Here is a 20,305-nt window from a genome sequence, read left to right as displayed (position 1 = left end):
CCGTCTTTGTCTTTGCTAGGGCTGGCGCGCGTAGCGCCCCGGCGCCTGGCCCACATGGCGGCTGAACGCCGTGCTGAAGGTGCTGGCCGAGCTGTAGCCGACGCGCGCGGCCACCTCCGCCGGCGCGTAGCCGCCGCGGCGCAGCAGGTCCTTGGCGAGCGCCATGCGCCACGCCAGCAGGTATTCCATCGGCGGCACGCCCACGGCGCGCGAGAAGCGCTCGAAGAAGGCCGAGCGCGAGAGCGCGGCCTTGCCAGCGAGTTCTTCCACCGTCCATGAACGCGCGGGGTCCGCGTGCATGTGCCGCACGGCGGCGGCCAGCCGGCTGTCCGCCAGCGCGCGCAGCAGCCCCGGCGGCGCGCCTTCGCCGGGCGCCGAGCGCAGCGCCTCGATCAGCAGCACCTCGACCAGCCGCCGGAGCACGAGGTCGCGCCCCGGCCGCTGCGCCATGGACTCTTCGCGCACGAGCTGCACCAGCAGCGACAGCCGCGCGACGCCGCGCATGTGCAGCACCGAAGGCAGCAGCGACACCATCAGGGCGGCATCCGGCGAATCGAAGGCGAAGTAGCCGCCGAGCATGCGCACGTCGGGCGGGCCGTTCCGGTCGCCGTGGCGGACCTCGCCGTGTGCGTCCTCGCGCGCCGCCTGTTCATGCGAATCGAGGAACACCGGCGGTGCCGGCGTGCGCCCCGACAGCGTGAAGCCGGGCGTGGCCGGCATCAGCAGGAAGTCGCCGGCGGCCAGCGCCAGCGGCGGCTGGCCGTCGACCGCCAGGACGCACTCGCCCTCGAGCATGGTGCAGAAGCTGGGTTGGCCGAAGGCCGTGTAGCGCACGGCCCAGGCGCCGGCGCCCGCGATCACCTTGGAATACACGGCGCGCGGGTGAAGCAGCGCGATGACCTCGGCCAGGGGATCGGCCATGGCTGGACTCCTGCAAAAGAAATGGCGACGTTCGATGGTAGCAAGTCCGGTTGGTCGTCCCTATCGTTGGGGCTCTTCATCACCCACCACCAAGGAACCCCATTGAAAACCGCACTGATCACAGGCTGCTCCTCCGGCTACGGCCTGGCCACCGCGCGTCACTTCCACGCCCAGGGCTGGCGCGTCGTCGCCACCATGCGCACGCCGCGCGACGACCTCTTTCCCGACGCGCCGAACCTGCGCGTGCTGCCGCTCGACGTGACGCAGCCCGACAGCATCGCCGCCGCCATCGAGAACGCGGGCCCGATCGACGTGCTCGTGAACAACGCGGGCGTCGGTCTCTTCGGCGCCTTCGAGGCCACGCCCATGGCCACCGTGCGCGAGGTGTTCGAGGCCAACACCTTCGGCATGATGGCCATGGCGCAGGCCGTGCTGCCGCAGTTCCGGGCGCGGCGCTCGGGGGTGCTGGTCAACGTCACCTCGACCGTCACGCTCGCGCCGATGCCGCTGGTGGCCGCGTACACCGCGAGCAAGACCGCCATCGAGGGCTTCACCGCCTCGCTCGCCTTCGAGCTGGCGGCGTTCGACGTGCGCGTGAAGCTCGTCGAGCCGGGTTACGGGCCCGGCACGCGGTTCACCGAGAACGGGGCGCAGCGCATGCAGGGCCTGATCCCGCCGGACTACGCACCGCTGGCGCAGGGCGTCTTCGCGGCGCTGGGCAACCCCACGGCCGTGACCACGGCGGCCGACGTGGCCGAGGCCGTCTGGCGCGCCGCGAACGACTCGGATGCGACGCTGCGCTATCCGGCGGGCGCGGACGCGGTGGCGCTCGCGGCGGCCCGGCCGGCCTGAGCCACGCTGTCCGCAGTGCGGACAGGACGGGCAGGGCGGTACTGCGGCCTTTTTGCTTAAAATGAGAATAATTCTTATTTGTAGGCGGAACCCCCGCCGCCGTGCCGCCCGCCATGTCCGCTGCCGAAGCCGCCTTCCAGCAAGTCCACACCCTCTACAGCGACCACCACGGCTGGCTGCAGTCGTGGCTGCGCAAGAAGCTCGGCAATTCGTGTGACGCGGCCGACCTGGCGCAGGACACCTTCGCGCGGCTGCTGACGGCGCGCAACCCCGAGGTCATCGTGCAGCCGCGCGCCTACCTCACGAGCGTGGCCAAGAACATCCTCGTGAACTGGTACCAGCGCCAGGCGCTGGAGCGGGCCTACCTGGAGGCGCTGGCCGTCATGCCCGAGCCCGAGGCGCCGTCGCCCGAGCAGCGCCTGGTGATCCTGCAGACGCTGCACGAGATCGACGCCATGCTCGACGCCCTCAAGCCGCTCGCACGACGCGCCTTCCTGCTGTCGCAGCTCGACGGCATGAAGTACGAGGACATCGCGCGCGAGCTGGGCGTGTCGCTCGTCACGGTCAAGCGCTACATGCAGCAGGGCTTCCGGGGCTGCCTGGCGGTGATGGCATGAGCGCCGCGCCGGGCCGCCCCAAGCAAGCGCGCGCCGAAGTGCGAAGCACGAAGGCATTCTGATGAGCGCCATGAATTTCGAAACGTCAGCACTTGCCCCGCGCGTGCTCGACGAAGCCGCCGAATGGCTGATGCGGCTGCACGACAGCGCCGTCACCGACGAAGACCGCCGCGCCTGCGAGCACTGGCGCCAGAGCGATCCCGACCACGCACGCGCCTGGGCGCGCGCCGAGCAGCTGATGAACAAGCTCGGCGGCCTGCCACCGGCGCTGGCGATGTCCTCGCTTGCGCGGCCCGTGCGCGGCAACGCGAACAGCCGCCGCGCCACCCTCGGCCGGCTGGCCGTGCTGCTGGCGGCCGTGCCCGCCGGCTGGCTCGGCTGGCAGGCGGTCGAGATGGCGGACGAACGCGGCTGGATGGCCGGGCACCGCACCGCCACCGGCGAGCGCCGCGAGCTGCGGCTGGCCGACGGCAGCCGCCTCACGCTCAACACCGCCAGCGCGATCGATGTGCACTTCGACGGCACGCAGCGCCGCGTGGTGCTGCAGGCGGGCGAGATCTTCATCGCCACCGCGCCCGACCCCGCCGCCGCGCACCGCCCGTTCCGCGTGGCCAGCGCCGGCGGCACGCTGGAGGCCCTGGGCACGCGCTTCAGCGTGCGCAAGGAGGCGGGCGGCGTCACCCACATCGCCGTGCTCGAAGGCGCGGTGCGCATCACGCCCGAGCGCGCCGCCGCGCGCGTGCTGCCGGCGGGGCAGCAGGCCCGCTTCACGGCCGACGGCATCGACGACTTCCGCCCGGCGGACGCCTCGGTGCTGGCGTGGACCCAAGGCATGCTGCTGGCCGACGGCATGCGGCTGGCCGACTTCGCCGCCGAGCTGTCGCGCTACCGCCCCGGCCTGCTGCAGTGCGACGCGGCGGTGGCCGAGCTGCGCGTCTCGGGCGCTTTTCCGCTGGCCGACACCGACGGCGTGCTGCGCATGCTGGTGTCGACCTACCCGGTGGATGCGGCCACGCGCCTGCGCGGCTACTGGGTCACGCTCGTGCCGCGCGCGGCACCCGAAGAGCGCGCGACGGGCGCTTCGAAAAATATATCGATCCGGGGGTGAGACTTTTTTTCGTTTCGGCTGGCAAGGAGGGTGAAGAACCCACCGTTGCCCAACCGAAAGGCCCGTCTCCATGTCTGCACCCCGCCCGTCCGCCTTGCGCCCGTTCGCAGAGCGCCGCCTGAACACCGTCCTTCGCCATGCCCTGATGGCGCTTGCCCTCGGCGGCCTGGCCGGCGCAGGAGGGCCGGCCTTCGCGCAGGCGTCGTCGTCCTCGCTTGACGCCGCCGCGCCCCGCGCCTACGACATTCCCGCCGGCCCGCTGGGCCGCACGCTCGCCGCCTTCGCGGCCGGCAACGGCATCGCGCTGTCGTTCGACCCCGCGCTCACGCAGGGGCGCAGCAGCCCCGCGGTGGCCGGCCGCTACACCGCGCGCGAAGCCATCGAGCGCCTGCTCGCGGGCAGCGGCCTGCAGGTGGTGGCGCGCACCGACGGCAGCTACACGCTGCACCGCCGCGAGGCCGGCGCACCTGTTGCGGGGCAGGGCGGCATCGACACGCTCTCGCCCGTCACCGTCACGGCCGAGGCCGACCGCAGCGGCACCACCGAAGGAACCGGCAGCTACACCACGCGCGCCACGGCGGCGGCCACGGGGCTGGCGCTCTCGCCGCGCGAGACGCCGCAGTCGGTCACCGTCATCACGCGCCAGCAGATCGACGACCAGAACCTGCTGTCGCTCGGCCAGGCCATGCAGAGCGTGCCCGGCGTGTTCTCGGTGAGCTCCGACAGCGACCGCACCGACCTGTACGCGCGCGGCTTCTACATCGACAACTACCAGTACGACGGCGTGCCGACCACGGTCACCACCGACTTCTTCGGCGCCTCCACCAACGACCCGGTGCTGTACGACCGCATCGAGGTCGTGCGCGGCTCGACGGGGCTGCTCACCGGCGCGGGCAACCCCTCGGCCTCGGTGAACCTGGTGCGCAAGCACGCCGACAGCAAGGTGTTCGCCGGCAACGCGTCGCTCGCGCTGGGTTCGTGGAACCTGCGCCGCGGCACGGTCGACCTGCAGACGCCGGTGACGAAAGACGGCCGCGTGCGCGCCCGCCTCATCGGCATGACGGAAGACCGCGACTCCTTCATCGACATGTACCACGGCCGCAAGCACGTGCTGTACGGCGTGGTCGATGCCGACCTCACGCCCAGCACCACGCTGAGCGTGGGCATCGAGTCGCAGGCCACGCGGCCCACCTCGTCGACCTGGGGCGGCCTGCCGCTGACCTTCAGCGACGGCACAGCCACGCGCTGGGACCGCTCCAAGACCGTCGGCACACCGTGGACCCACTGGGACGCGACCACCACCACCGCCTTCGCGAACCTCACGCACCAGTTCGACAACGGCTGGAAGCTCAAGGCCAACGGCTCGCACCGGCAGAGCAAGCAGAACGCCAAGCTGCTGTACCTCTACGGCGACCTCGACCGCCTCACCGGCACCGGCCTGGGCTCGCTGCCCGGTTACTTCGAGCACCAGTTCCGCCAGAACAGCCTCGACCTGCAGGCCACCGGCCCGTTCACGTTGCTAGGGCGCACGCACGAACTCGTGGTGGGTGTCAGCAACAGCCAGTCGCGCTACGTGGAGGCGAGCCATCCGCGCACCAGCGCGTTGCCCGACACCGGCAACTTCTACGACTGGAACGCTGCGTCGTACCCCGAGCCGGGCTGGGACCCGCTGAAGGTCTCGGCCATCACCAAGACGCGCCAGACCGGCTACTACGGCGCCGCGCGCCTGTCGCTGGCCGATTCGCTCAAACTCATCGTGGGCGGGCGCCAGAACAGCTGGCGCTCCACGCGCCTGACCGCCGACGCACCGGCCACGCGCAAGCACGAGGTGTTCACGCCCTACGCGGGCCTGGTGTACGACCTGAGCGAGAACTACTCGGTGTACGCGAGCTACACCGACATCTTCCAGCCGCAGAGCTACCGCGACGCCGGCGGCGCGTACCTCGACCCGGTGACCGGCAAGAGCTACGAGATCGGCCTCAAGGGCGAGCACCTGAATGGCAAGCTCAACACCTCCATCGCCGTCTTTCGCGCCGAGCAGGAGAACGTGGCGCAGCGCGACGGCACCAAGCTCGTGCCCAACTCGAGCGAAGGCGCCTACTACGGCGCGCGCGGCGTGACCAGCAAGGGCATCGAGCTGCAGGTGTCGGGCGAGCTGGCCCCGGGCTGGCAGCTGAACGCGGGCATCGCGCGCACGCTGGGCCGCGAAGGCAACGGCAACCGCATCAACACCGCCATGCCGACCACGCAGGCCACGCTGTTCACCACCTACCGGTTGCCCGGCGCGTGGCACCGGCTCACGCTGGGCGGCGGCGTCAACTGGCAGAACCGCACCTCCTACGCGTACAGCGTGGGCGATGTCGACCTGCGCTACCAGCAGGGCTCGCGCGCGGTCGTGAGCCTGATGGCGCGCTACGCCTTCACGCCCAAGCTGGCGCTGCAGCTGAACATCGAGAACCTCTTCGACAAGAAGTACTACAGCAACATCGACGGGCAGGCCTACTTCGGCACGCCGCGCAATGCGGTGGCGACGCTGAGCTACGCGTTCTGACCGGGAAAGAGCGGGGGGCATGACCCTTTTTTCGTTCTCGTTTGTCATGTAGGGGAGGGGCGCATGTCCGCGCCCCGTTTTCCGGTCCCCGATGAACACCCGCACCTCCTCTTTTTCTCCCGCCCTGCGGCTGCTGTCCCGCGTCGCGGCCGCCGTGCTCGGCGGCTACGCGCTGGCCTCGGCCGCCGCTGTCTTTCTGGCCGCCGTGCTGCCGGCCGGCCCCGCCGAGGCCGCGCTCGGGGGCATGCAGTTCAGCTTCGCGGTCTACACCGTCGCCGTGATCTGGGCGTTCGCGCCCGTGTCGCTGTCGCGCGCCTGGGCCGGCCTGCTGCTGCCCGCCGTGGTGCTGGCCGGGCTCGGCCTGGCCTTGCGCGGCGCGGGAGGCGGGGCATGAGCACGAAGACAACCAAGGCGCCCTCGCAAGGGGGCTTTCGCCAAGCCCAGGCCTGGCTGCACACCTGGTGCGGCCTGTGGTTCTCGTGGCTGCTGTTCGCGGTGTTCCTCACCGGCACGCTGGCCGTGTTCGACGAGCCCATCACCCACTGGATGACGCCGGAGCACCACGCCGAGGAAGCCGCCGCTGCAGCCAAGAAGGAGAAGGGCGAGCCCACGGTCGACCGCGCGCAGCGCCTGGCCTGGGGCATGGCCTACATGGCCGAGCACCACCCGGGCGCCTCGATGTGGGAGCTGTGGCCTTCGGACGCGCAAGGCGGTGGCGAGCTGCGCGTGTTCTGGTTCGACGCCAACCGCCAGTACGCGGGCGTCGCGCTCGACCCCGCCACCGGCAAGCCGTTGAAGGAAGAGGGCGGCCACGCGGCGCGCGCCACGCTCGGCGGGCATCACTTCGTCGACTTCCACTACGAGCTGCACGCCGGCACCGTCGGCCTGTGGATCGTCGGCATCGCCGCGATGGCGATGCTGGTGGCGCTGGTGTCGGGCGTCATCACGCACAAGCGCATCTTCAAGGACTTCTTCACCTTCCGGCCGAAGAAAGGCCAGCGCAGCTGGCTCGATGCGCACAACGCCGTGGCGGTGCTGACCTTGCCCTTCCAGTTCATGATCGCCTACACCGGCCTCGTGATCTCGGGCACCAGCTTCATGCCGGCCCCCAAGGTCTTGCACTACGGCACCGGCCCGCAGGCGCAGGTGCGCTTCGTCTCCGAGCTGGGCGACAGCGACAAGCCCGCCGCCACCGGCCGCGCGATGCCCGTGCCCGTGCTCGAACCCTTCGCGGCGCGCGGCCAGGAGCGCATGGGCCAGCCGGTGCGCGCGGTCGTCATTGATCATCCGGGCGACGCGGCTGCGCGCATCGGCGTGTACGGCTGGAATGGCGACGACGAATCCGCGCGCCGGCTCAGCGCCACCACCGGCATGGTGCAGTTCTCGGCCGCCACCGGCGAGGTGCAGCGCGTGCGCCTGCCGGGCGCCGCGGACGGAGGGGCCGCCATGCTCGCGCAGTCGGCCATGGGCGGGCTGCACATGGTCACCTTCGGCGGCTGGCCGATGAAGTGGCTCTACTTCCTGTGCGGGCTCGCGGGCACCGCGATGATGGGTTCGGGCGCCGTGCTGTTCATCGTCAAGCGCCGCCAGAAGCACCTGGGCGAGTTCGGTGGCGCGACGGCGCGGGTCTACCGGCTGGTCGAAGCGCTGAACGTCGCGGCCATCGCCGGCCTCGCCATCGCCTGCGTGGGCTACCTGTGGGCCAACCGGCTGGTGCCGGTGGGCATCGGGCACCGCGCGGACCGCGAACTGCAGGTCTTCTTCGCGCTGTGGGCGCTGGCGCTGGTGCACGCCTTCGTGCGCCAGCCGGCGCGCGCGTGGCGCGAGCAGCTCGGTGCGCTGGCTGCGCTGTGTCTGCTGTTGCCGGTGCTCAACTTCGTGACCACGGGCGATCACTTGCTGGCGCAGTTTCTGCGCAGTGATTGGGAAAGCCTCGGCGTCGAACTGGGCGTCGTGGCCTTCGGGCTTGCGGCGCTGGGCGCGCTGCGCCATCTGCTGCGGAAGGTGGCGCGATGACGGCGGCATGGGCTTCGTTGCTTGGCCTTGCGCTGGCGTATGCAGGCATGTCGTGCCTGAGCTTTGCCATGGACCGGCACCACGAGCAGCTGACGCGCGGACGCGAAGTGCCCGCGCGCCGGCGCACGGGCTTGCGCGCGATCGGCATGGTGCTGCTGGCAGCGGCCATCGTGCCCTGCGTGATGGCGTGGGGCCCGACGGTCGGGACGGTCGCGTGGCTGGGCTTGCTTTCGGCGGGTGCGTTGCCGGTGGCCTTGCTGTTGCCGTACCGCCCACGCGCCGTGGCGTGGGGCGCCGGCGCTGCCGCCGTGGCCGGTGGTGCGGGGCTTGCGCCGGTGCTGGCGGCGCTGCTGCGCTGAGGTCAGTCCACCTTGATGGCTGCGGCCTTGACCACCTGCTGCGCCTTCGCGGTCTCGTCGGCGATGAACTTGTTGAACTGCGCGGAGGGCATGGTGAAAGGCTCGGCGCCGAGCTTCTCCAGCCGCTCCTTCAGTTCCGGCGACACCATGATCTTCGCGACCTCGGCCTGCAGCCGCTCCACCACGGGCTGCGGTGTCCTGGCGGGCGCGAACAGGCCGACCCAGAACAGGTAGGCCGAGCCCGGCACGCCGGCCTCCACGGTGGTGGGCGCATCGGGCAGGGCGGACGAGCGGCCGGCGGTGCCCACGGCCAGCGCCTTCAGCTTGCCGCTCTTGATCAGCGGCAGCGCCGACACCATCGGCGCGAAGAACCAGTCGACGCGCCCGGCCATCACCTCGGTCATGGCTTCGGGCGTGCCGCGAAAGGGCACGTGCTGCGCGTCGACGCCGGCCGCGAGGCGGAACACCTCGGCATTCATGTGCGTGGCCGAGCCGTTGCCCGCGGAGCCGTAGTTCAGCCCGCCGGGCTTGGCCTTCGCCTTGGCCACGAGGTCTTTCACATCGGTGAAGTGCGAAGGCGCGGTCACCAGCACGTTGGGCAGGCTGGCCATCGGCGTCACGCCCGTGAAGTCCTTCAGCGTGTCGTACGACAGGCCCTTGTAGATCCACGGGTTCACGAGGTGGCCGGCCGAATGCACCAGCAGCGTGTAGCCGTCGGCCGGCGCCTTGGCGGCGATGGCCGCGCCCAGCGTGCCGCCCGCGCCGGGGCGGTTGTCCACGATCACGCTGGTGCCCAGCGCGGGCCCGAGCTTTTCGGCGACCAGGCGCGCGACGATGTCGGTGCCGCTGCCCGCCGTGAAGGGCACGACCAGCTTGATGGGCTGCGTGCCCGGCCACGCGCCTTGTGCATGGGCGCTGCCGAGCGTGCAGGCCGCGAGTGCCGCGGCGACCGTGAGTGCCTGTCGGCGGCTCCAGGGGAATGTCTGCTTCATGCGTCTTGTCTCCGTTGATTTGTTGGTGCGAGCGATGAATGACTGACTGAGAAAGGGGCGCGTCAGGCGGGCGGTGCGTTAGCCATCACCAGCGCCACCAGCACCGGGCGGTTGCTGCGGTTCTCCAGCTGGCGCTTCTCGCCGGGCGCGAAGCGGCAGCTGTCGTAGGGCAGCAGCACGTCTTCCTGGTGCGCGCCGTCGAGTTCGCCGACGACGTGCAGCTCGCCCTCGAGCACGAGGTAGAGCTTTTCCATCGGCGAGCCGTCCAGCCCGGTGCGGCCGCCGGGCAGGATCTGGCTCATGCCCATCCACATCTGCGTCGAAGGGCCAGCCTCCTTGCCCTGCAGGCGCAGGCAGCGCATGTCGAAGTGGTTGGGCGCCTCGTAGTGCGGCGCCTCGCTGAAACGGGTCACATGCATGGTGGGTGTCCTCGAGGTTCAGGGGCGCAGCACGACGCGGTCGGTGCTGCCCGACAGCACCAGCCGGTAGGCGTCGATCGCTTCGTCGAGCGCGAAGTGGCGTGCCACGGGAAAGGGTTTCAGCGTGCCGCGCTCGAAGCCCTCGCGCATCGCGTCGAGCTGCGCGGTGGAGGCGACGCAGTCCATCGCCAGCGAGTCGATGCCCACGTAGGTGTGCATGCCGCGGTAGAACGCGAAGATGTCGAAGGGCACCGCGCGGTCGTGCGTGGCGATGAAGATCTGCGTGGCCCCCTTGGCCATCGCCTTGTTCGCGGCCTCGAAGTAGGCGCTGCCCACGGTGTTGTAGACGATGTGTGCGCCGCGTCCGTCGGTGAGTTCGCGCACCTGCGCGCCCACGTCGGCGTGGTGGCGTGCATCGACCACGTCGACCGGCGCGCTCGCGAACCCCGCGAAGGGCCCGGGCCCGCGCTGCACCGCGATCACGCGCGCGCCGGCCTGCGCGGCCAGCTGCACCGCCGCCTGCCCGACCTTGCCGTTGGCGCCCAGCACCAGCACCGTCTGGCCCGCTTGCGGCATGCCGCTGCGCCGAAAGCCCTCGTAGGCCGTGACGAAGGGCACGCCCACCGCGCCGGCCTCGTCCATCGAGATGCCCTTCGGCTTGGCGCGCAGCGCTGCTTCGGGCAGCACGAGGTAGCGCGCATGCGAGCCGTCGCGCGTGATGCCGACATCGCCGCCCGAGCCGTAGACCTCGCGGCCGACCCATTCCGAAGGGCCGTTCACCACGGTGCCCGCGAAGTCGCGGCCCGGCGTGCGCGGCCAGACGGCCTGCGGCATGAGGCCCAGCGCGGCCTTCACGTCGCTCGGGTTCACGGCGGCGGCCATCACGCGCACCACGGCATGGCCGGGCGGCGCCACGGGCTCGGGCTGCGGCGCGGCCTCCAGGTGCAGCGCCTCGAGGTTGGCGGCCTTGCCGTTCACGCGCAGGGCGCGGGGTTCATGAAGGATGGCGCTCATCGTGCGGCTCCCTGAACGGCGCGGGTGTCGGCCAGTCCCAGCATCGCGCGGGCCTCGCGCGGGTTGGCGACCTCGCCGCCCAGGCTGCGCAGGATGTCGCGCGCCTTCGCCACGAGCTGCGCGTTGCTTTCGGCCAGCACGCCTTTCTCGAGGTAGATGTTGTCTTCCATGCCCACGCGCACGTGGCCGCCCAGCAGCCACGACTGCGCGACGATCGGGAACTCCGTGCGGCCGATGCCGAAGGCGCTCCAGAAGGCGCCGCGCGGCAGCAGGTTGCGCGCATAGAGCAGCGTCTCGGGCGTGGGCGCGAAGCCGTACTTCACGCCGAGCACGAAGGTCCACATGGCGGGCCCGTCGAGCGTGCCGTCGGCGATCAGGTCCAGCGCCAGGTGGATGTCGCCCGAGTCGAAGATCTCCAGCTCGGGCTTCACGCCGGCCTCGCGCATCACCTTCGCCATGCGGCGCACGTTCTTCGGCGTGTTGATCACCACGTCGGGGCCGGAGTTCATGGTGTTGAGGTCGAGCGAGCACACGTCGGGCCGGATCAGCGCGATGTGTTCCACGCGCTTTTCGGGCGGCAGCAGCGTGGTGCCGGGCGCGGCGATCTTCGGATCGTCCTCGCTGGGAATGAAGCGCCCGCCCGGCCCGGTCGTGAGGTTCACGATCAGCTCGCGGTTCTCGCGGCGGATGCGGTCGACCACCTCGCGGTACAGCTCGACCTCCATCGAGGGCTTGCCCGTTTCCGGGTGGCGCACGTGGATGTGGACCTGCGCCGCGCCGGCTTCGGCCGCGGCCAGGCATTCGTCGGCGATCTGCACCGGCGTGATCGGCAGGTGCGGCGTCTGCTCTGGCTTCACGAGGTTGCCCGTGACGGCGCAGGTGATGAGCGTCTTGGCGTTTTTCACAGGTGGCGCCCTCCGTCGACCACGATGCGCGTGCCGGTGACGAAGCGCAGCGTCGTCGCCAGTGCCTCGACGGTGGCCGCCACGTCGTCGGGCTTGCCGATGCGCCCCAGCGGCGTGGTGCTGGCCATCTTGTCGGCGAACTCGGCGCCGCGCCCGGGCACGAAGCCCGACTCGACCGCGCCCGGCGACACCGACACCACGCGCACCGCCGGCGCCAGCGCCTTGGCCAGCGCGTCGCCCACCACGTCGAGCCCGGCCTTGGCCGCGACGTACGCGAGGTTGCTGCCCACGCCCGTGAAGCCGGCGATGGACGAGATGTTGACCACCAGCCCGTCGCCGGTCGCCTTGAGCATCGGCGCGAAGGCGCGGATGGTGGCGAACACGCCGCGGAAGTTGGCGCGCAGCAGGTCGTCGATGAGTTCGTCGGTCAGCGCATCGAGGTCGCCGGCCGGCACGGGCTGCGTGTGGCCCGCGCTGTTGACCAGGATGTCGCAGCGCCCGTGCGCGGCCTTCACCTCGGCGGCGGCGGCCTGCAGGCTCGGCGTGTCGACGATGTCGGCGCGGATCGCGCCGTGGCGCTGGCCGCTGTCCGAGGGCAGGGCGGCGGCGCGCGCGGCGGCGTTGTTGTTGTCGCCACCGCGGTGCAGCAGCACGCAGGTGGCGCCCAGCGCGGCCAGCCGCGTGGCGGTGGCATAGCCGATGGCGCCGAGGCCGCCGGTGATGACGGCGATCTTGCCGTGGAGTCGGGATTGGGGATCGAAGCTCATGGGATGAAGGGCAGTTGCGGAATCAGGGGATCGGTGGGCGGGGGAACTTCATCTCGCCGGGTTCGAGCTGGAAGTCGTACTGCAGCGTGGCGCTACCGCCGTCGGGCGCGAGCGCGAAGCGGCCGATGAGCTGGCGCGTCACGCCGAAGGTCGGGTCGCTCTCCAGGTTCTCGTCGTCGTCGGCGAACACCTGCGTGACCAGCACCTTGTGGCCCGGCTTGCTCAGCATGAAGTGCAGGTGCGCGGGCCGGTTCGGGTGGCGTTGCTGCGCGCGCAGCAGCACGCCGCACGGCCCGTCGGTGGGCACGGGGTAGCCGGCGGGGCGCACGCTGCGGAAACGGAAGCGGCCCTCGGCATCGGTGGTGAAGCGCCCGCGCAGGTTCATGTCGTCCTGTTCCGGGTCCTGGTTCTCGTAGAGCCCGACCGGCGAGGCTTGCCACACGTCGACCGTGACATCGGCCATCGGCTGCCCGCTCACGTCGCGCACCGTGCCCGTCACCTCCAGCGGCGTGCCGGGCGTGCCCGAGCGCGCGATGCTCTCGCCCGCCGCGCAGGCCGGCGAGTTGGCGCGCCAGAAGGGGCCCAGCAGGGCGGCCGGCGATTCGCCGTGCGGGTCCTGGTTGTTCTGCAGCGCCACCACGGTGGACACGCCCAGGATGTCGGCCGCCAGCACCACCTCGTTCTTGGTCTCGCCCGTGGCGTGGCCGATGGCGACGATGAATTCGAGCGCCTGCTCGAACTCCTCCTCGGTCAGCTTCACCTCCTGGACGAAGGCGTGCAGGTGGCGCGTGAGCGCGTCCATCACGGTGCGCAGGCGCGGGTCGGGGGTGCGTTGCATGGCGTCGAGCGCAAAGCCGAGCACCGAATCGGGGGAGGTGGCGATGTTCATCTGCAATCCTTGCAATCGTTTGCATGATATTAAGGCAGATTCCCAAAAAGTAAAATGGCGGGTATCCGGGATGTCAGAATGGGAATTCGCCGACCATGGCGTACCGGATGACCAACAATCGTTTGCACCAATGAGCACCCATCCCCCCTCCAGCCCCGTCACCATCCGCGACGTCGCCCGTGCCGCCGGGGTGCATGTGTCGACCGTGTCGCGCGCGCTCAGTCCCGAGAAGCGCTCGCTGATCAGCGACGAGGTGCTGCGCGTGGTCGAGGAGGCCGCGCAGCGCCTGGGCTACCGGCCCAACCGCGCGGCCTCGGCGCTGCGCACGGGGCGCACCCACACCATCGGCGTGCTGGTGCCCGACATCACGAACGCGGTGTTCCCTCCGATCCTGCAAGGCATCGAGGCCAGCGCGGCCGCGCGCGGTTACTTCGTGTTCGTCACCAACGTGGTCGATCCGGCGCTGGCGCGGCCGGTGCTCGAGCGCATGCTGGCGCAGCGCGTGGACGGCGTGATCCTGGCCACCGCCACGCGGGACGACCCGCTGGTCGACTTCGTCGCCAAGGCCGGCATGACGGCGGTGCTGGTCAACCGCGCCGACGAGACCGGTCGCCTGCCCGCCGTGGTGAGCGACGACCGGCTGGCGATGAAGCTCGCGGTCGACCACCTCGTGGGCCTGGGCCACAAACGTATCGCGCACCTGGCGGGGCCGCAGACCATCCCCACCGGCGTGGGCCGCCTGCTGGGCGTGGAGCAGGCGCTGCGCGACCACCGCATGAAGCCGGCGCGCATCGTCGAATGCACGAGTTACAGCCGCGAGGCGGGCGCGGCCGCGATGAAGCAGATGCTGGCGGCCGGCGCCGCGCCGCAGGCCGTGGTCTGCTGCAACGACCTCGTGGCGCTGGGCGCCTACGACGCGCTGCGCGAGGCCGGCCTGCGCGTGCCGCAGGACATCTCGGTCACCGGCCACAACGACATGCCGCTGGTCGACATGGTCGATCCGCCGCTCACCACCATCCGGCTGCCGCACCGCGAACTCGGCTGGCGCGCGGCCGAGATGCTGTTCGAGGAGATCGACGGACAGGCGCTGTCCGCGTCCACCGTGGTGCTGCGCCCGGAGCTGGTGGTGCGCAAGTCGACGGCCGCGCCGGCCGCACGCTGAGCGAAGACGAAAACAAATGCATCCGAAGGGCGGCGCGCACACTTCGCGCCGAGAATCGTCGGCCATTCTTGGCCCCGTGTTCCGCTTCCTTTCCGCATGCGCTTTCGTCCCGTCTTCCTGCTTCTTTCCCTCGGCCTTTCCCTCCCGCTGCTGACCCACGCCGCGTCGTCGCGCACCTGCCTCGTCGTGGGCGTGAGCGACGGCGACACGCTCACCGCGCGCTGCGGCCGCATCGGCGCTTACGAGCAGGTCAAGGTGCGCATCGCCGCCATCGACGCGCCCGAGAAAGCGCAGCCCTACGGCCAGCGCAGCCGCCAGGCGCTGAGTCGCCTGTGCTACGCCGAAAAGGCCGTCATCACCGAACGCGACACCGACCGCTACGGCCGCACCGTGGCCGACGTGCGCTGCAACGGCGAAGACGCCGGCCGCCGCCTGGTGGCCGAGGGCTGGGCCTGGGTGTACGACTACCACGGCATCGCGAAGAAGCGCGGCGGCGACCTGTTCCGCCTCGAGGCCGCGGCGCGCGCGCAGCACCTGGGCCTGTGGGCCGACACCGCGCCGACGCCGCCCTGGGACTGGCGGCGCGAACGGCGGGAGCAGCCGCGCAACAACAGCAACCACGGCGGCCCGCGGCCCTGGGGCGACGTGCGCTTCGAACCCCTGTCATGACGGCTTCATGGGGGCGCGGGAGCATCGCAGGTTCCCACGATTCCCACGGACCCCCAGGACATGGCCAAAGACTTCGCGCGCATGGAGGACTCGAACCCCTCCAGCAACCCCACCATCCACGACGTGTCCGATCCGCAGCGGCGGGTCTTCGTGCGCGGCGGCCTGGCGGCGGCCGTGGCGGGCCTGTTCGGGCCGCTGGCCGGCTGTGCCAGCACGGGCAGCGGCAGTAGCAATAGCGCAGTGAGCGGCCTGGGCCGCGCCATCGGTTTCAAGAGCGTGCCCATGGCGGCGGTCGACCAGGTGGTGGTGCCCGAGGGCTACCGCACGCAGGTGATCTACCGCTGGGGCGACCCCACCGGCATCGCGGGCCGCATGCCCGCCTTCAAGTCCGATGCTTCCGACTCCGCCGACGACCAGGCGCTGCAGGCCGGCATGCACCACGACGGCATGGCCTTCTTCCCGCTCGATGGATCGAACCGCGGCCTGCTGGTGCTGAACCACGAGTACGTGGACGATGGCCTGCTGCACACCGACGGCATGAAGACCTGGAGCGCCGCGAAGGTACGCAAGTCGATGCACGCGCACGGCGTGTCGGTGATCGAGCTGCAGCGCGACGGCGCGGCCTGGCAGCAGGTGCTGCCCTCGCGTTTCGCGCGCCGCATCACCGCGCTCACACCGATGACGCTCACCGGCCCCGCCGCCGGCCACCCGATGCTGCGCACCGCGGGCGACCCCTCGGGCACGCAGGTGCTCGGCACCTTCAACAACTGCGCCAACGGCCAGACGCCGTGGGGCACCTACCTGACCTGCGAGGAAAACTTCGCCGACTACTTCGAGGGCACCGCCACGCCCGACGCGCACCAGAAGCGCTGGGGCCTCAAGAAGGGCAACGGCGCCAAGTACCGCTGGCACGAGCACGAAGAACGATTCGACGTGGCCAAGCACCCGAACGAATCGAACCGCTACGGCTGGGTGGTCGAGATCGATCCGCAAGACCCGAACTCCACGCCGCGCAAGCGCACCGCGCTGGGCCGCGCCGCGCACGAAGGCGCCGCCGTGGCGCTCACCGACGACGGCCGTGCCGTGGTCTACATGGGCGAGGACTCGCGCTTCGAATACATCTACAAGTTCGTGAGCCGCGACAAGGTCCGCCCCGGCGGCGCCGCCGCCAACCGCGACCTGCTCGACCACGGCACGCTGTACGTGGGCCGCTTCGACGTCGATGGCACGGGCGAATGGCTGCCGCTGGTGCAGGGCAAGGGCGGGCTGGTGGCCGACAAGGGCTTCGCCACGCAGGGCGACGTGCTCATCAAGTCGCGCCAGGCCAGCGACATCCTCGGCGCGACGAAGATGGACCGCCCCGAGTGGACCACCGTCGATCCGCTGACGAAGGAGGTCTACTGCACGCTCACCAACAACAGCAACCGCGGCGCGCCGGGCCAGCCCTTCATGGACGCGGCAAACCCGCGTTCGAACAACACGATGGGCCAGATCATCCGCTGGAAGGAAAGCGGCGACCTCGACGCCACGAAGTTCGCGTGGAACCACCTCGTGCTCGCGGGCGACCCGAAGCAGACGCGCTACGAGGCGCAGGGCAACGTCAAGGGCGACGCCTTCGGCAGCCCCGACGGCCTGATGGTCGATGCGCGCGGCGTGCTGTGGATCCAGACCGACGTGTCGACCTCCACGCTGGGCAAGGGTGAGTACACGAACCTGCCCAACAACCAGATGCTGGCCTGCGACCCGACCAAGGGCGAGATCCGCCGCTTTTTGCTCGGCCCGGCCGGCTGCGAGATCACCGGCCTCACGGCCACGCCCGACCTGCGCACGCTGTTCATCAACATCCAGCACCCGGGCGAGCCGGCCAACGAGCGCAGCGACCCCGAGCGCCCGCTGGCCGTGTCGAAGTGGCCCGACGGCGCGGGCCGGCCGCGCTCGGCGACGGTGGTCATCACGAAGATCGACGGCGGGGTGATCGGCAGCTGACGCAGCCAAGGGGGCGCCTCGCGGGGCGCCCTCGGGGCTTCAGCAGTGGCCCGAGTACCAGCAGCGCATCTCGGGCATGAGCAGGCCCCAGACGAAGCTGATCGCGCACACGACCAGCATCAGCAGCGCGAACATGCGCAGGCCCTCGGCGCCCCAGCGTGGCGCGAAGATGCTCACGAGAAAGCCCGAGAGGAAGGTGCCTTCGAGCCAGGCCGCGCCGCCCCAGCGCAGGATCCAGAGCCAGAACAGCGCATCGAGCGCATGAAAGACGACCCACCAGAGCAACGTCATCGCGCGGCGTGGGGCGTGCTTACGACTCGCTGCGGCCCTGCACGTCGGCCACCACGCGCGCGTTGCGCTGGAAGCTCCAGTAGGCGCTGGCCCAGTCCCACATCACGACGACGCGGTTGCGGAAGCCGATGAGGAAGTACGCGTGCGCGAACAGCCAGAACAGCCACGCGGGCCGGCCGCTGAAGCGCAGCGGGCCGAAGGGCGTGCCCAGGTCGACCACCGCCGAGTTGCGGCCGATGGTGGCCAGGTTGCCGTAGTCGGCGTAGCGGAACGGCACGGTGGGTTGGCCCGCCAGGCGGCGCAGGATGTTCGCCGCCGCCGCGCGGCCGGCCTGCTTGGCGCCGGGCGACACGCCGGGCACCGGCTTGGGCGGCTTGCCGGGCGCGTGGCTCATGGCGGCGGCCAGGTCGCCCACCACGCTGATCTCGGGGTGGCCCGCCAGGCTCAGGTCGGGCTCGACCTTGATGCGGCCCGCGCGGTCGCACTCGACGCCCGTGGCATTGCCGAGCAGCCGGCCCAGCGGCGAGGCCGCGACACCGGCCGCCCACACCACGCAGCTGCTGGGAATGCGGTAGCTCTGCAGCGGCGCGCCGTCGGGGCCGCCGCCGGTCTGCACTTCGAGGCCGGCGTTGTCGATGGCGGTGACGCGCGCGTTCAGCCGCACCTCCACGCCGAGCCGTTCCAGTTGTTCGAGCGCCTTCTGGCTCAGGCTTTCGGGCATGGCCTGCAGCACGCGCGGGCCGCCCTCGACCAGCAACACCTGCGCGCTGCCGGGGTCGATGCGGCGGAACTCGCCCGCGAGCGTGTGCTTGGCGATCTCGGCCAGCGTGCCGGCCATCTCGACGCCGGTCGGGCCGGCGCCGATCACCACGAAGGTGAGCAGGGCGCGGCGGCGCTCGGGGTCGGCGGTGGTCTCGGCCGTCTCGAAGGACATCAGCACGCGGCGGCGGATCTCGAAGGCGTCGGCCAGCGTCTTCAGGCCCGGCGCGGCGGGCGCCCACTCGTCGTGCCCGAAATAGCTGTGCGTGGCGCCGGCCGCCACGATCAGGTGGTCGTAGGCCACCTGGCTGCCATCGGCCAGCTGCACCGTGCGCGCGGCCGGGTCGATGCCCGTCACCTCGGCCAGCAGCGTGGTCACGTTGGCCTGCTTGCGGAACAGGGCGCGCACCGGCGCCGCGATCGATGGCGCCGCGAGCCCGGCGGTCGCCACCTGGTACAGCAGGGGCTGGAACAGGTGGTGGTTGGTCTTGTCGATCACCGTCACATCGACGTCGGCCCGTTGCAGCTTGCGCGCTGCCTCGAGTCCGCCGAAACCGCAGCCGATGATGACAACGTGGGGCCTGGCCGAAGGAGAGGGGGTTTGCATCGCCCGGATCATACGCAGCGGGCCGGGGCGCCCAGGCGCAGGACGGGCTCCCGTGGCGGCGCGGCGGCGGCGTCTTGTCCTACGTGCCTTTGTCGCCGGTATGGGCTAAAACTTCCGGCTCACCCGACTGGAGACACCATGACGTTTTCCCGGCCGATCGCCCCCGTGGCGAGCGCCTTGCGCGAGCAATTCCGCACGGTGCGCGCCGCCAGCGTGGCGCTGGCCGCGCCGCTGTCCGCCGAGGACCAGTGCATCCAGTCGATGCCCGACGCCAGCCCGACGAAGTGGCACCTGGCGCACACGACGTGGTTCTTCGAGACCGTGCTGCTGCAGCCGCATGCGGCGGGGTACCGACCCTTCGATGCGCGTTTTCATTACCTCTTCAACTCCTACTACGAGGCGCTCGGCCCGCGCCACCCGCGGCCGCAGCGCGGCCTGCTCACGCGGCCCTCGCTCGACGAGGTGCAGGCCTACCGCCGCCATGTCGACGAGGCGGTGCTCGCGCTGCTGGCGGCGCCGGAGGCGCTCGACTGGGCGGCCATCGAGTCCATCGTCGCGCTCGGGCTGAACCACGAGCAGCAGCACCAGGAGCTGCTGCTCACCGACATCCTGCATGCGCTGTCGTGCAACCCGCTGCTGCCGGCGTACAAGCCCGCGAGCGGCCCCGCGCGGCGGCTGGCTGCCGTGCCGGCCGAGGTGCGCTGGTTGGAACAGCCGGGCGGCACGGTCGAGGTCGGGCATGCGGGCGAGGGCTTCAGCTTCGACAACGAGACGCCGCGCCACGCCGCCTTGCTGCGCCCCTATGTCATCGCCGACCGGCTCGTGAACTGCGGCGACTACGCGCAGTTCATCGCCGACGGCGGCTACCGCCGGCCCGAGCTGTGGCTGTCCGACGGCTGGGCCACGGTGCAGGCGCAGGGCTGGCGCCACCCCGCCTACTGGCTCGAAGCCGACGACCCGCGCATCGCCACCCTCGGCGCGGGCGGCGGTCCTGCCGCGCCCGGCGGCTGGCAGGTGTTCGGCCTGCACGGCGTGCGGCCGATGGAGGCCGACGCGCCCGTGTCCCAGCTGAGCTTCTACGAGGCTGCCGCGTACGCCGAATGGGCCGGCGCGCGCCTGCCCACCGAGTTCGAATGGGAGGCCGCCTTCGACGCGCCCGGCATCGCGCAGATGAGCGGCCACGTCTGGCAATGGACGCGTTCCTCGTACGACCCGTACCCGGGCTTTCGTCCGCTGCCCGGCATTGCGGCCGAATACAACGGCAAGTTCATGGTGGGCCAGCTGGTGCTGCGCGGCGGCAGCGTGGCCACGCCGGCCGGCCACACGCGGTCGAGCTACCGCAATTTCTTTCCGCCGGCGGCACGCTGGCAGTTCTCGGGGCTGCGGCTCGCGAAAGACCTTTGACCGACACCTCGATGGAG

20 protein-coding genes are annotated in these 20,305 nt (G+C 71.1%); 11 read left to right on the top strand and 9 right to left on the bottom strand.

The window, feature by feature from the left end:
- Positions 1-15: 15 nt before the first annotated feature.
- On the bottom strand, positions 16-921 hold the full coding sequence (locus AC1RL8_RS12560; protein WP_492684437.1) for an AraC family transcriptional regulator: 906 nt from the start codon (positions 919-921) through the stop codon (positions 16-18).
- Positions 922-1,023: 102 nt separating this feature from the next.
- On the opposite strand from AC1RL8_RS12560, the gene AC1RL8_RS12555 reads away from it, so the two are divergent.
- From AC1RL8_RS12555 to AC1RL8_RS12525, 7 genes are all read left to right on the top strand, one after another.
- Positions 1,024-1,773: an SDR family oxidoreductase gene (locus AC1RL8_RS12555; protein WP_492684436.1), complete on the top strand. Its 750-nt coding sequence runs from the start codon at positions 1,024-1,026 to the stop codon at positions 1,771-1,773.
- 113 nt (positions 1,774-1,886) lie between these two features.
- Entirely contained in the window at positions 1,887-2,390 is a 504-nt protein-coding gene (locus AC1RL8_RS12550; protein WP_070062515.1) for a sigma-70 family RNA polymerase sigma factor, read from the top strand.
- Between the two features lie 61 nt (positions 2,391-2,451).
- Entirely contained in the window at positions 2,452-3,498 is a 1,047-nt protein-coding gene (locus AC1RL8_RS12545) for a FecR domain-containing protein (RefSeq protein WP_492684435.1), read from the top strand.
- A 70-nt stretch (positions 3,499-3,568) separates the two neighbouring features.
- Positions 3,569-6,049 carry a ferric-rhodotorulic acid/ferric-coprogen receptor FhuE gene (gene fhuE / locus AC1RL8_RS12540; RefSeq protein ID WP_492684434.1) on the top strand — a complete coding sequence of 827 codons (2,481 nt, stop codon included), beginning with the start codon at positions 3,569-3,571 and terminating at the stop codon, positions 6,047-6,049.
- Between the two features lie 91 nt (positions 6,050-6,140).
- On the top strand, positions 6,141-6,443 hold the full coding sequence (locus AC1RL8_RS12535) for a DUF3649 domain-containing protein (RefSeq protein WP_492684433.1): 303 nt from the start codon (positions 6,141-6,143) through the stop codon (positions 6,441-6,443).
- Positions 6,440-8,065: a PepSY-associated TM helix domain-containing protein gene (locus tag AC1RL8_RS12530; RefSeq protein WP_492684432.1), complete on the top strand. Its 1,626-nt coding sequence runs from the start codon at positions 6,440-6,442 to the stop codon at positions 8,063-8,065. Before AC1RL8_RS12535 ends, AC1RL8_RS12530 begins: the two co-directional genes overlap by 4 nt.
- Positions 8,062-8,424, top strand: coding sequence for a DUF3325 domain-containing protein (locus AC1RL8_RS12525; protein ID WP_492684431.1), 363 nt, complete (start codon positions 8,062-8,064; stop codon positions 8,422-8,424). Before AC1RL8_RS12530 ends, AC1RL8_RS12525 begins: the two co-directional genes overlap by 4 nt.
- Before the next feature lie 2 nt (positions 8,425-8,426).
- On the opposite strand, the gene AC1RL8_RS12520 is transcribed toward AC1RL8_RS12525, so the two are convergent.
- The 6 genes from AC1RL8_RS12520 to AC1RL8_RS12495 form a co-directional block, all read right to left on the bottom strand.
- Positions 8,427-9,416: a Bug family tripartite tricarboxylate transporter substrate binding protein gene (locus AC1RL8_RS12520; protein WP_492684430.1), complete on the bottom strand. Its 990-nt coding sequence runs from the start codon at positions 9,414-9,416 to the stop codon at positions 8,427-8,429.
- A 62-nt stretch (positions 9,417-9,478) separates the two neighbouring features.
- Positions 9,479-9,835 carry a cupin domain-containing protein gene (locus AC1RL8_RS12515; RefSeq protein WP_070062522.1) on the bottom strand — a complete coding sequence of 119 codons (357 nt, stop codon included), beginning with the start codon at positions 9,833-9,835 and terminating at the stop codon, positions 9,479-9,481.
- 18 nt (positions 9,836-9,853) lie between these two features.
- Positions 9,854-10,849, bottom strand: a complete 996-nt coding sequence (locus AC1RL8_RS12510) for a quinone oxidoreductase family protein (RefSeq protein ID WP_492684429.1) — start codon at positions 10,847-10,849, stop codon at positions 9,854-9,856.
- Positions 10,846-11,754: a beta-keto acid cleavage family enzyme gene (locus AC1RL8_RS12505; protein ID WP_492684428.1), complete on the bottom strand. Its 909-nt coding sequence runs from the start codon at positions 11,752-11,754 to the stop codon at positions 10,846-10,848. Before AC1RL8_RS12505 ends, AC1RL8_RS12510 begins: the two co-directional genes overlap by 4 nt.
- Positions 11,751-12,521, bottom strand: coding sequence for an SDR family NAD(P)-dependent oxidoreductase (locus AC1RL8_RS12500; protein ID WP_159270886.1), 771 nt, complete (start codon positions 12,519-12,521; stop codon positions 11,751-11,753). Before AC1RL8_RS12500 ends, AC1RL8_RS12505 begins: the two co-directional genes overlap by 4 nt.
- Before the next feature lie 22 nt (positions 12,522-12,543).
- The gene (locus AC1RL8_RS12495) at positions 12,544-13,410 is read right to left on the bottom strand and encodes a dioxygenase family protein (protein WP_492684427.1); all 867 of its coding nucleotides are present in this window, start codon (positions 13,408-13,410) and stop codon (positions 12,544-12,546) included.
- A gap of 130 nt (positions 13,411-13,540) precedes the next feature.
- On the opposite strand from AC1RL8_RS12495, the gene AC1RL8_RS12490 reads away from it, so the two are divergent.
- The 3 genes from AC1RL8_RS12490 (at position 13,541) to AC1RL8_RS12480 (ending at position 17,227) form a co-directional block, all read left to right on the top strand.
- Positions 13,541-14,572, top strand: a complete 1,032-nt coding sequence (locus AC1RL8_RS12490) for a LacI family DNA-binding transcriptional regulator (RefSeq protein ID WP_492684426.1) — start codon at positions 13,541-13,543, stop codon at positions 14,570-14,572.
- Between the two features lie 96 nt (positions 14,573-14,668).
- Positions 14,669-15,241: a thermonuclease family protein gene (locus AC1RL8_RS12485; protein WP_492684425.1), complete on the top strand. Its 573-nt coding sequence runs from the start codon at positions 14,669-14,671 to the stop codon at positions 15,239-15,241.
- A gap of 60 nt (positions 15,242-15,301) precedes the next feature.
- Positions 15,302-17,227, top strand: coding sequence for a PhoX family protein (locus AC1RL8_RS12480; protein ID WP_492684424.1), 1,926 nt, complete (start codon positions 15,302-15,304; stop codon positions 17,225-17,227).
- 39 nt (positions 17,228-17,266) lie between these two features.
- Here the strand turns inward: AC1RL8_RS12480 and AC1RL8_RS12475 are convergent, their stop codons facing one another.
- Together AC1RL8_RS12475 and AC1RL8_RS12470 are read right to left on the bottom strand one after the other, a co-directional pair.
- A complete protein-coding gene (locus tag AC1RL8_RS12475; RefSeq protein ID WP_070062528.1) occupies positions 17,267-17,518 on the bottom strand; it encodes a hypothetical protein in 252 nt (83 codons plus the stop codon).
- 19 nt (positions 17,519-17,537) lie between these two features.
- Positions 17,538-18,884, bottom strand: coding sequence for an NAD(P)/FAD-dependent oxidoreductase (locus tag AC1RL8_RS12470; RefSeq protein ID WP_062477668.1), 1,347 nt, complete (start codon positions 18,882-18,884; stop codon positions 17,538-17,540).
- 138 nt (positions 18,885-19,022) lie between these two features.
- On the opposite strand from AC1RL8_RS12470, the gene egtB reads away from it, so the two are divergent.
- Positions 19,023-20,288: an ergothioneine biosynthesis protein EgtB gene (gene egtB / locus AC1RL8_RS12465; RefSeq protein WP_492684423.1), complete on the top strand. Its 1,266-nt coding sequence runs from the start codon at positions 19,023-19,025 to the stop codon at positions 20,286-20,288.
- Positions 20,289-20,305: the final 17 nt, after the last annotated feature.

It is taken from the genome of Variovorax sp. GW822-FHT04E09, from assembly GCF_058800845.1.
Note: the sequence above shows the minus strand (reverse complement) of the source record. Positions and strands in the feature narration are given on the sequence as shown.

What these genes read in the sequence shown, in the direction of transcription:
- AC1RL8_RS12560 (WP_492684437.1), bottom strand. Translation starts at nt 921, where the DNA reads ATGGCCGATCCCCTGGCCGAGGTCATCGCGCTGCTTCACCCGCGCGCC.
- AC1RL8_RS12550 (WP_070062515.1), top strand. Translation starts at nt 1,887, where the DNA reads ATGTCCGCTGCCGAAGCCGCCTTCCAGCAAGTCCACACCCTCTACAGC.
- AC1RL8_RS12545 (WP_492684435.1), top strand. Translation starts at nt 2,452, where the DNA reads ATGAGCGCCATGAATTTCGAAACGTCAGCACTTGCCCCGCGCGTGCTC.
- fhuE (WP_492684434.1), top strand. Translation starts at nt 3,569, where the DNA reads ATGTCTGCACCCCGCCCGTCCGCCTTGCGCCCGTTCGCAGAGCGCCGC.
- AC1RL8_RS12535 (WP_492684433.1), top strand. Translation starts at nt 6,141, where the DNA reads ATGAACACCCGCACCTCCTCTTTTTCTCCCGCCCTGCGGCTGCTGTCC.
- AC1RL8_RS12530 (WP_492684432.1), top strand. Translation starts at nt 6,440, where the DNA reads ATGAGCACGAAGACAACCAAGGCGCCCTCGCAAGGGGGCTTTCGCCAA.
- AC1RL8_RS12525 (WP_492684431.1), top strand. Translation starts at nt 8,062, where the DNA reads ATGACGGCGGCATGGGCTTCGTTGCTTGGCCTTGCGCTGGCGTATGCA.
- AC1RL8_RS12520 (WP_492684430.1), bottom strand. Translation starts at nt 9,416, where the DNA reads ATGAAGCAGACATTCCCCTGGAGCCGCCGACAGGCACTCACGGTCGCC.
- AC1RL8_RS12515 (WP_070062522.1), bottom strand. Translation starts at nt 9,835, where the DNA reads ATGCATGTGACCCGTTTCAGCGAGGCGCCGCACTACGAGGCGCCCAAC.
- AC1RL8_RS12510 (WP_492684429.1), bottom strand. Translation starts at nt 10,849, where the DNA reads ATGAGCGCCATCCTTCATGAACCCCGCGCCCTGCGCGTGAACGGCAAG.
- AC1RL8_RS12500 (WP_159270886.1), bottom strand. Translation starts at nt 12,521, where the DNA reads ATGAGCTTCGATCCCCAATCCCGACTCCACGGCAAGATCGCCGTCATC.
- AC1RL8_RS12495 (WP_492684427.1), bottom strand. Translation starts at nt 13,410, where the DNA reads ATGAACATCGCCACCTCCCCCGATTCGGTGCTCGGCTTTGCGCTCGAC.
- AC1RL8_RS12490 (WP_492684426.1), top strand. Translation starts at nt 13,541, where the DNA reads ATGAGCACCCATCCCCCCTCCAGCCCCGTCACCATCCGCGACGTCGCC.
- AC1RL8_RS12485 (WP_492684425.1), top strand. Translation starts at nt 14,669, where the DNA reads ATGCGCTTTCGTCCCGTCTTCCTGCTTCTTTCCCTCGGCCTTTCCCTC.
- AC1RL8_RS12480 (WP_492684424.1), top strand. Translation starts at nt 15,302, where the DNA reads ATGGCCAAAGACTTCGCGCGCATGGAGGACTCGAACCCCTCCAGCAAC.
- AC1RL8_RS12475 (WP_070062528.1), bottom strand. Translation starts at nt 17,518, where the DNA reads ATGACGTTGCTCTGGTGGGTCGTCTTTCATGCGCTCGATGCGCTGTTC.
- AC1RL8_RS12470 (WP_062477668.1), bottom strand. Translation starts at nt 18,884, where the DNA reads ATGCAAACCCCCTCTCCTTCGGCCAGGCCCCACGTTGTCATCATCGGC.
- egtB (WP_492684423.1), top strand. Translation starts at nt 19,023, where the DNA reads ATGACGTTTTCCCGGCCGATCGCCCCCGTGGCGAGCGCCTTGCGCGAG.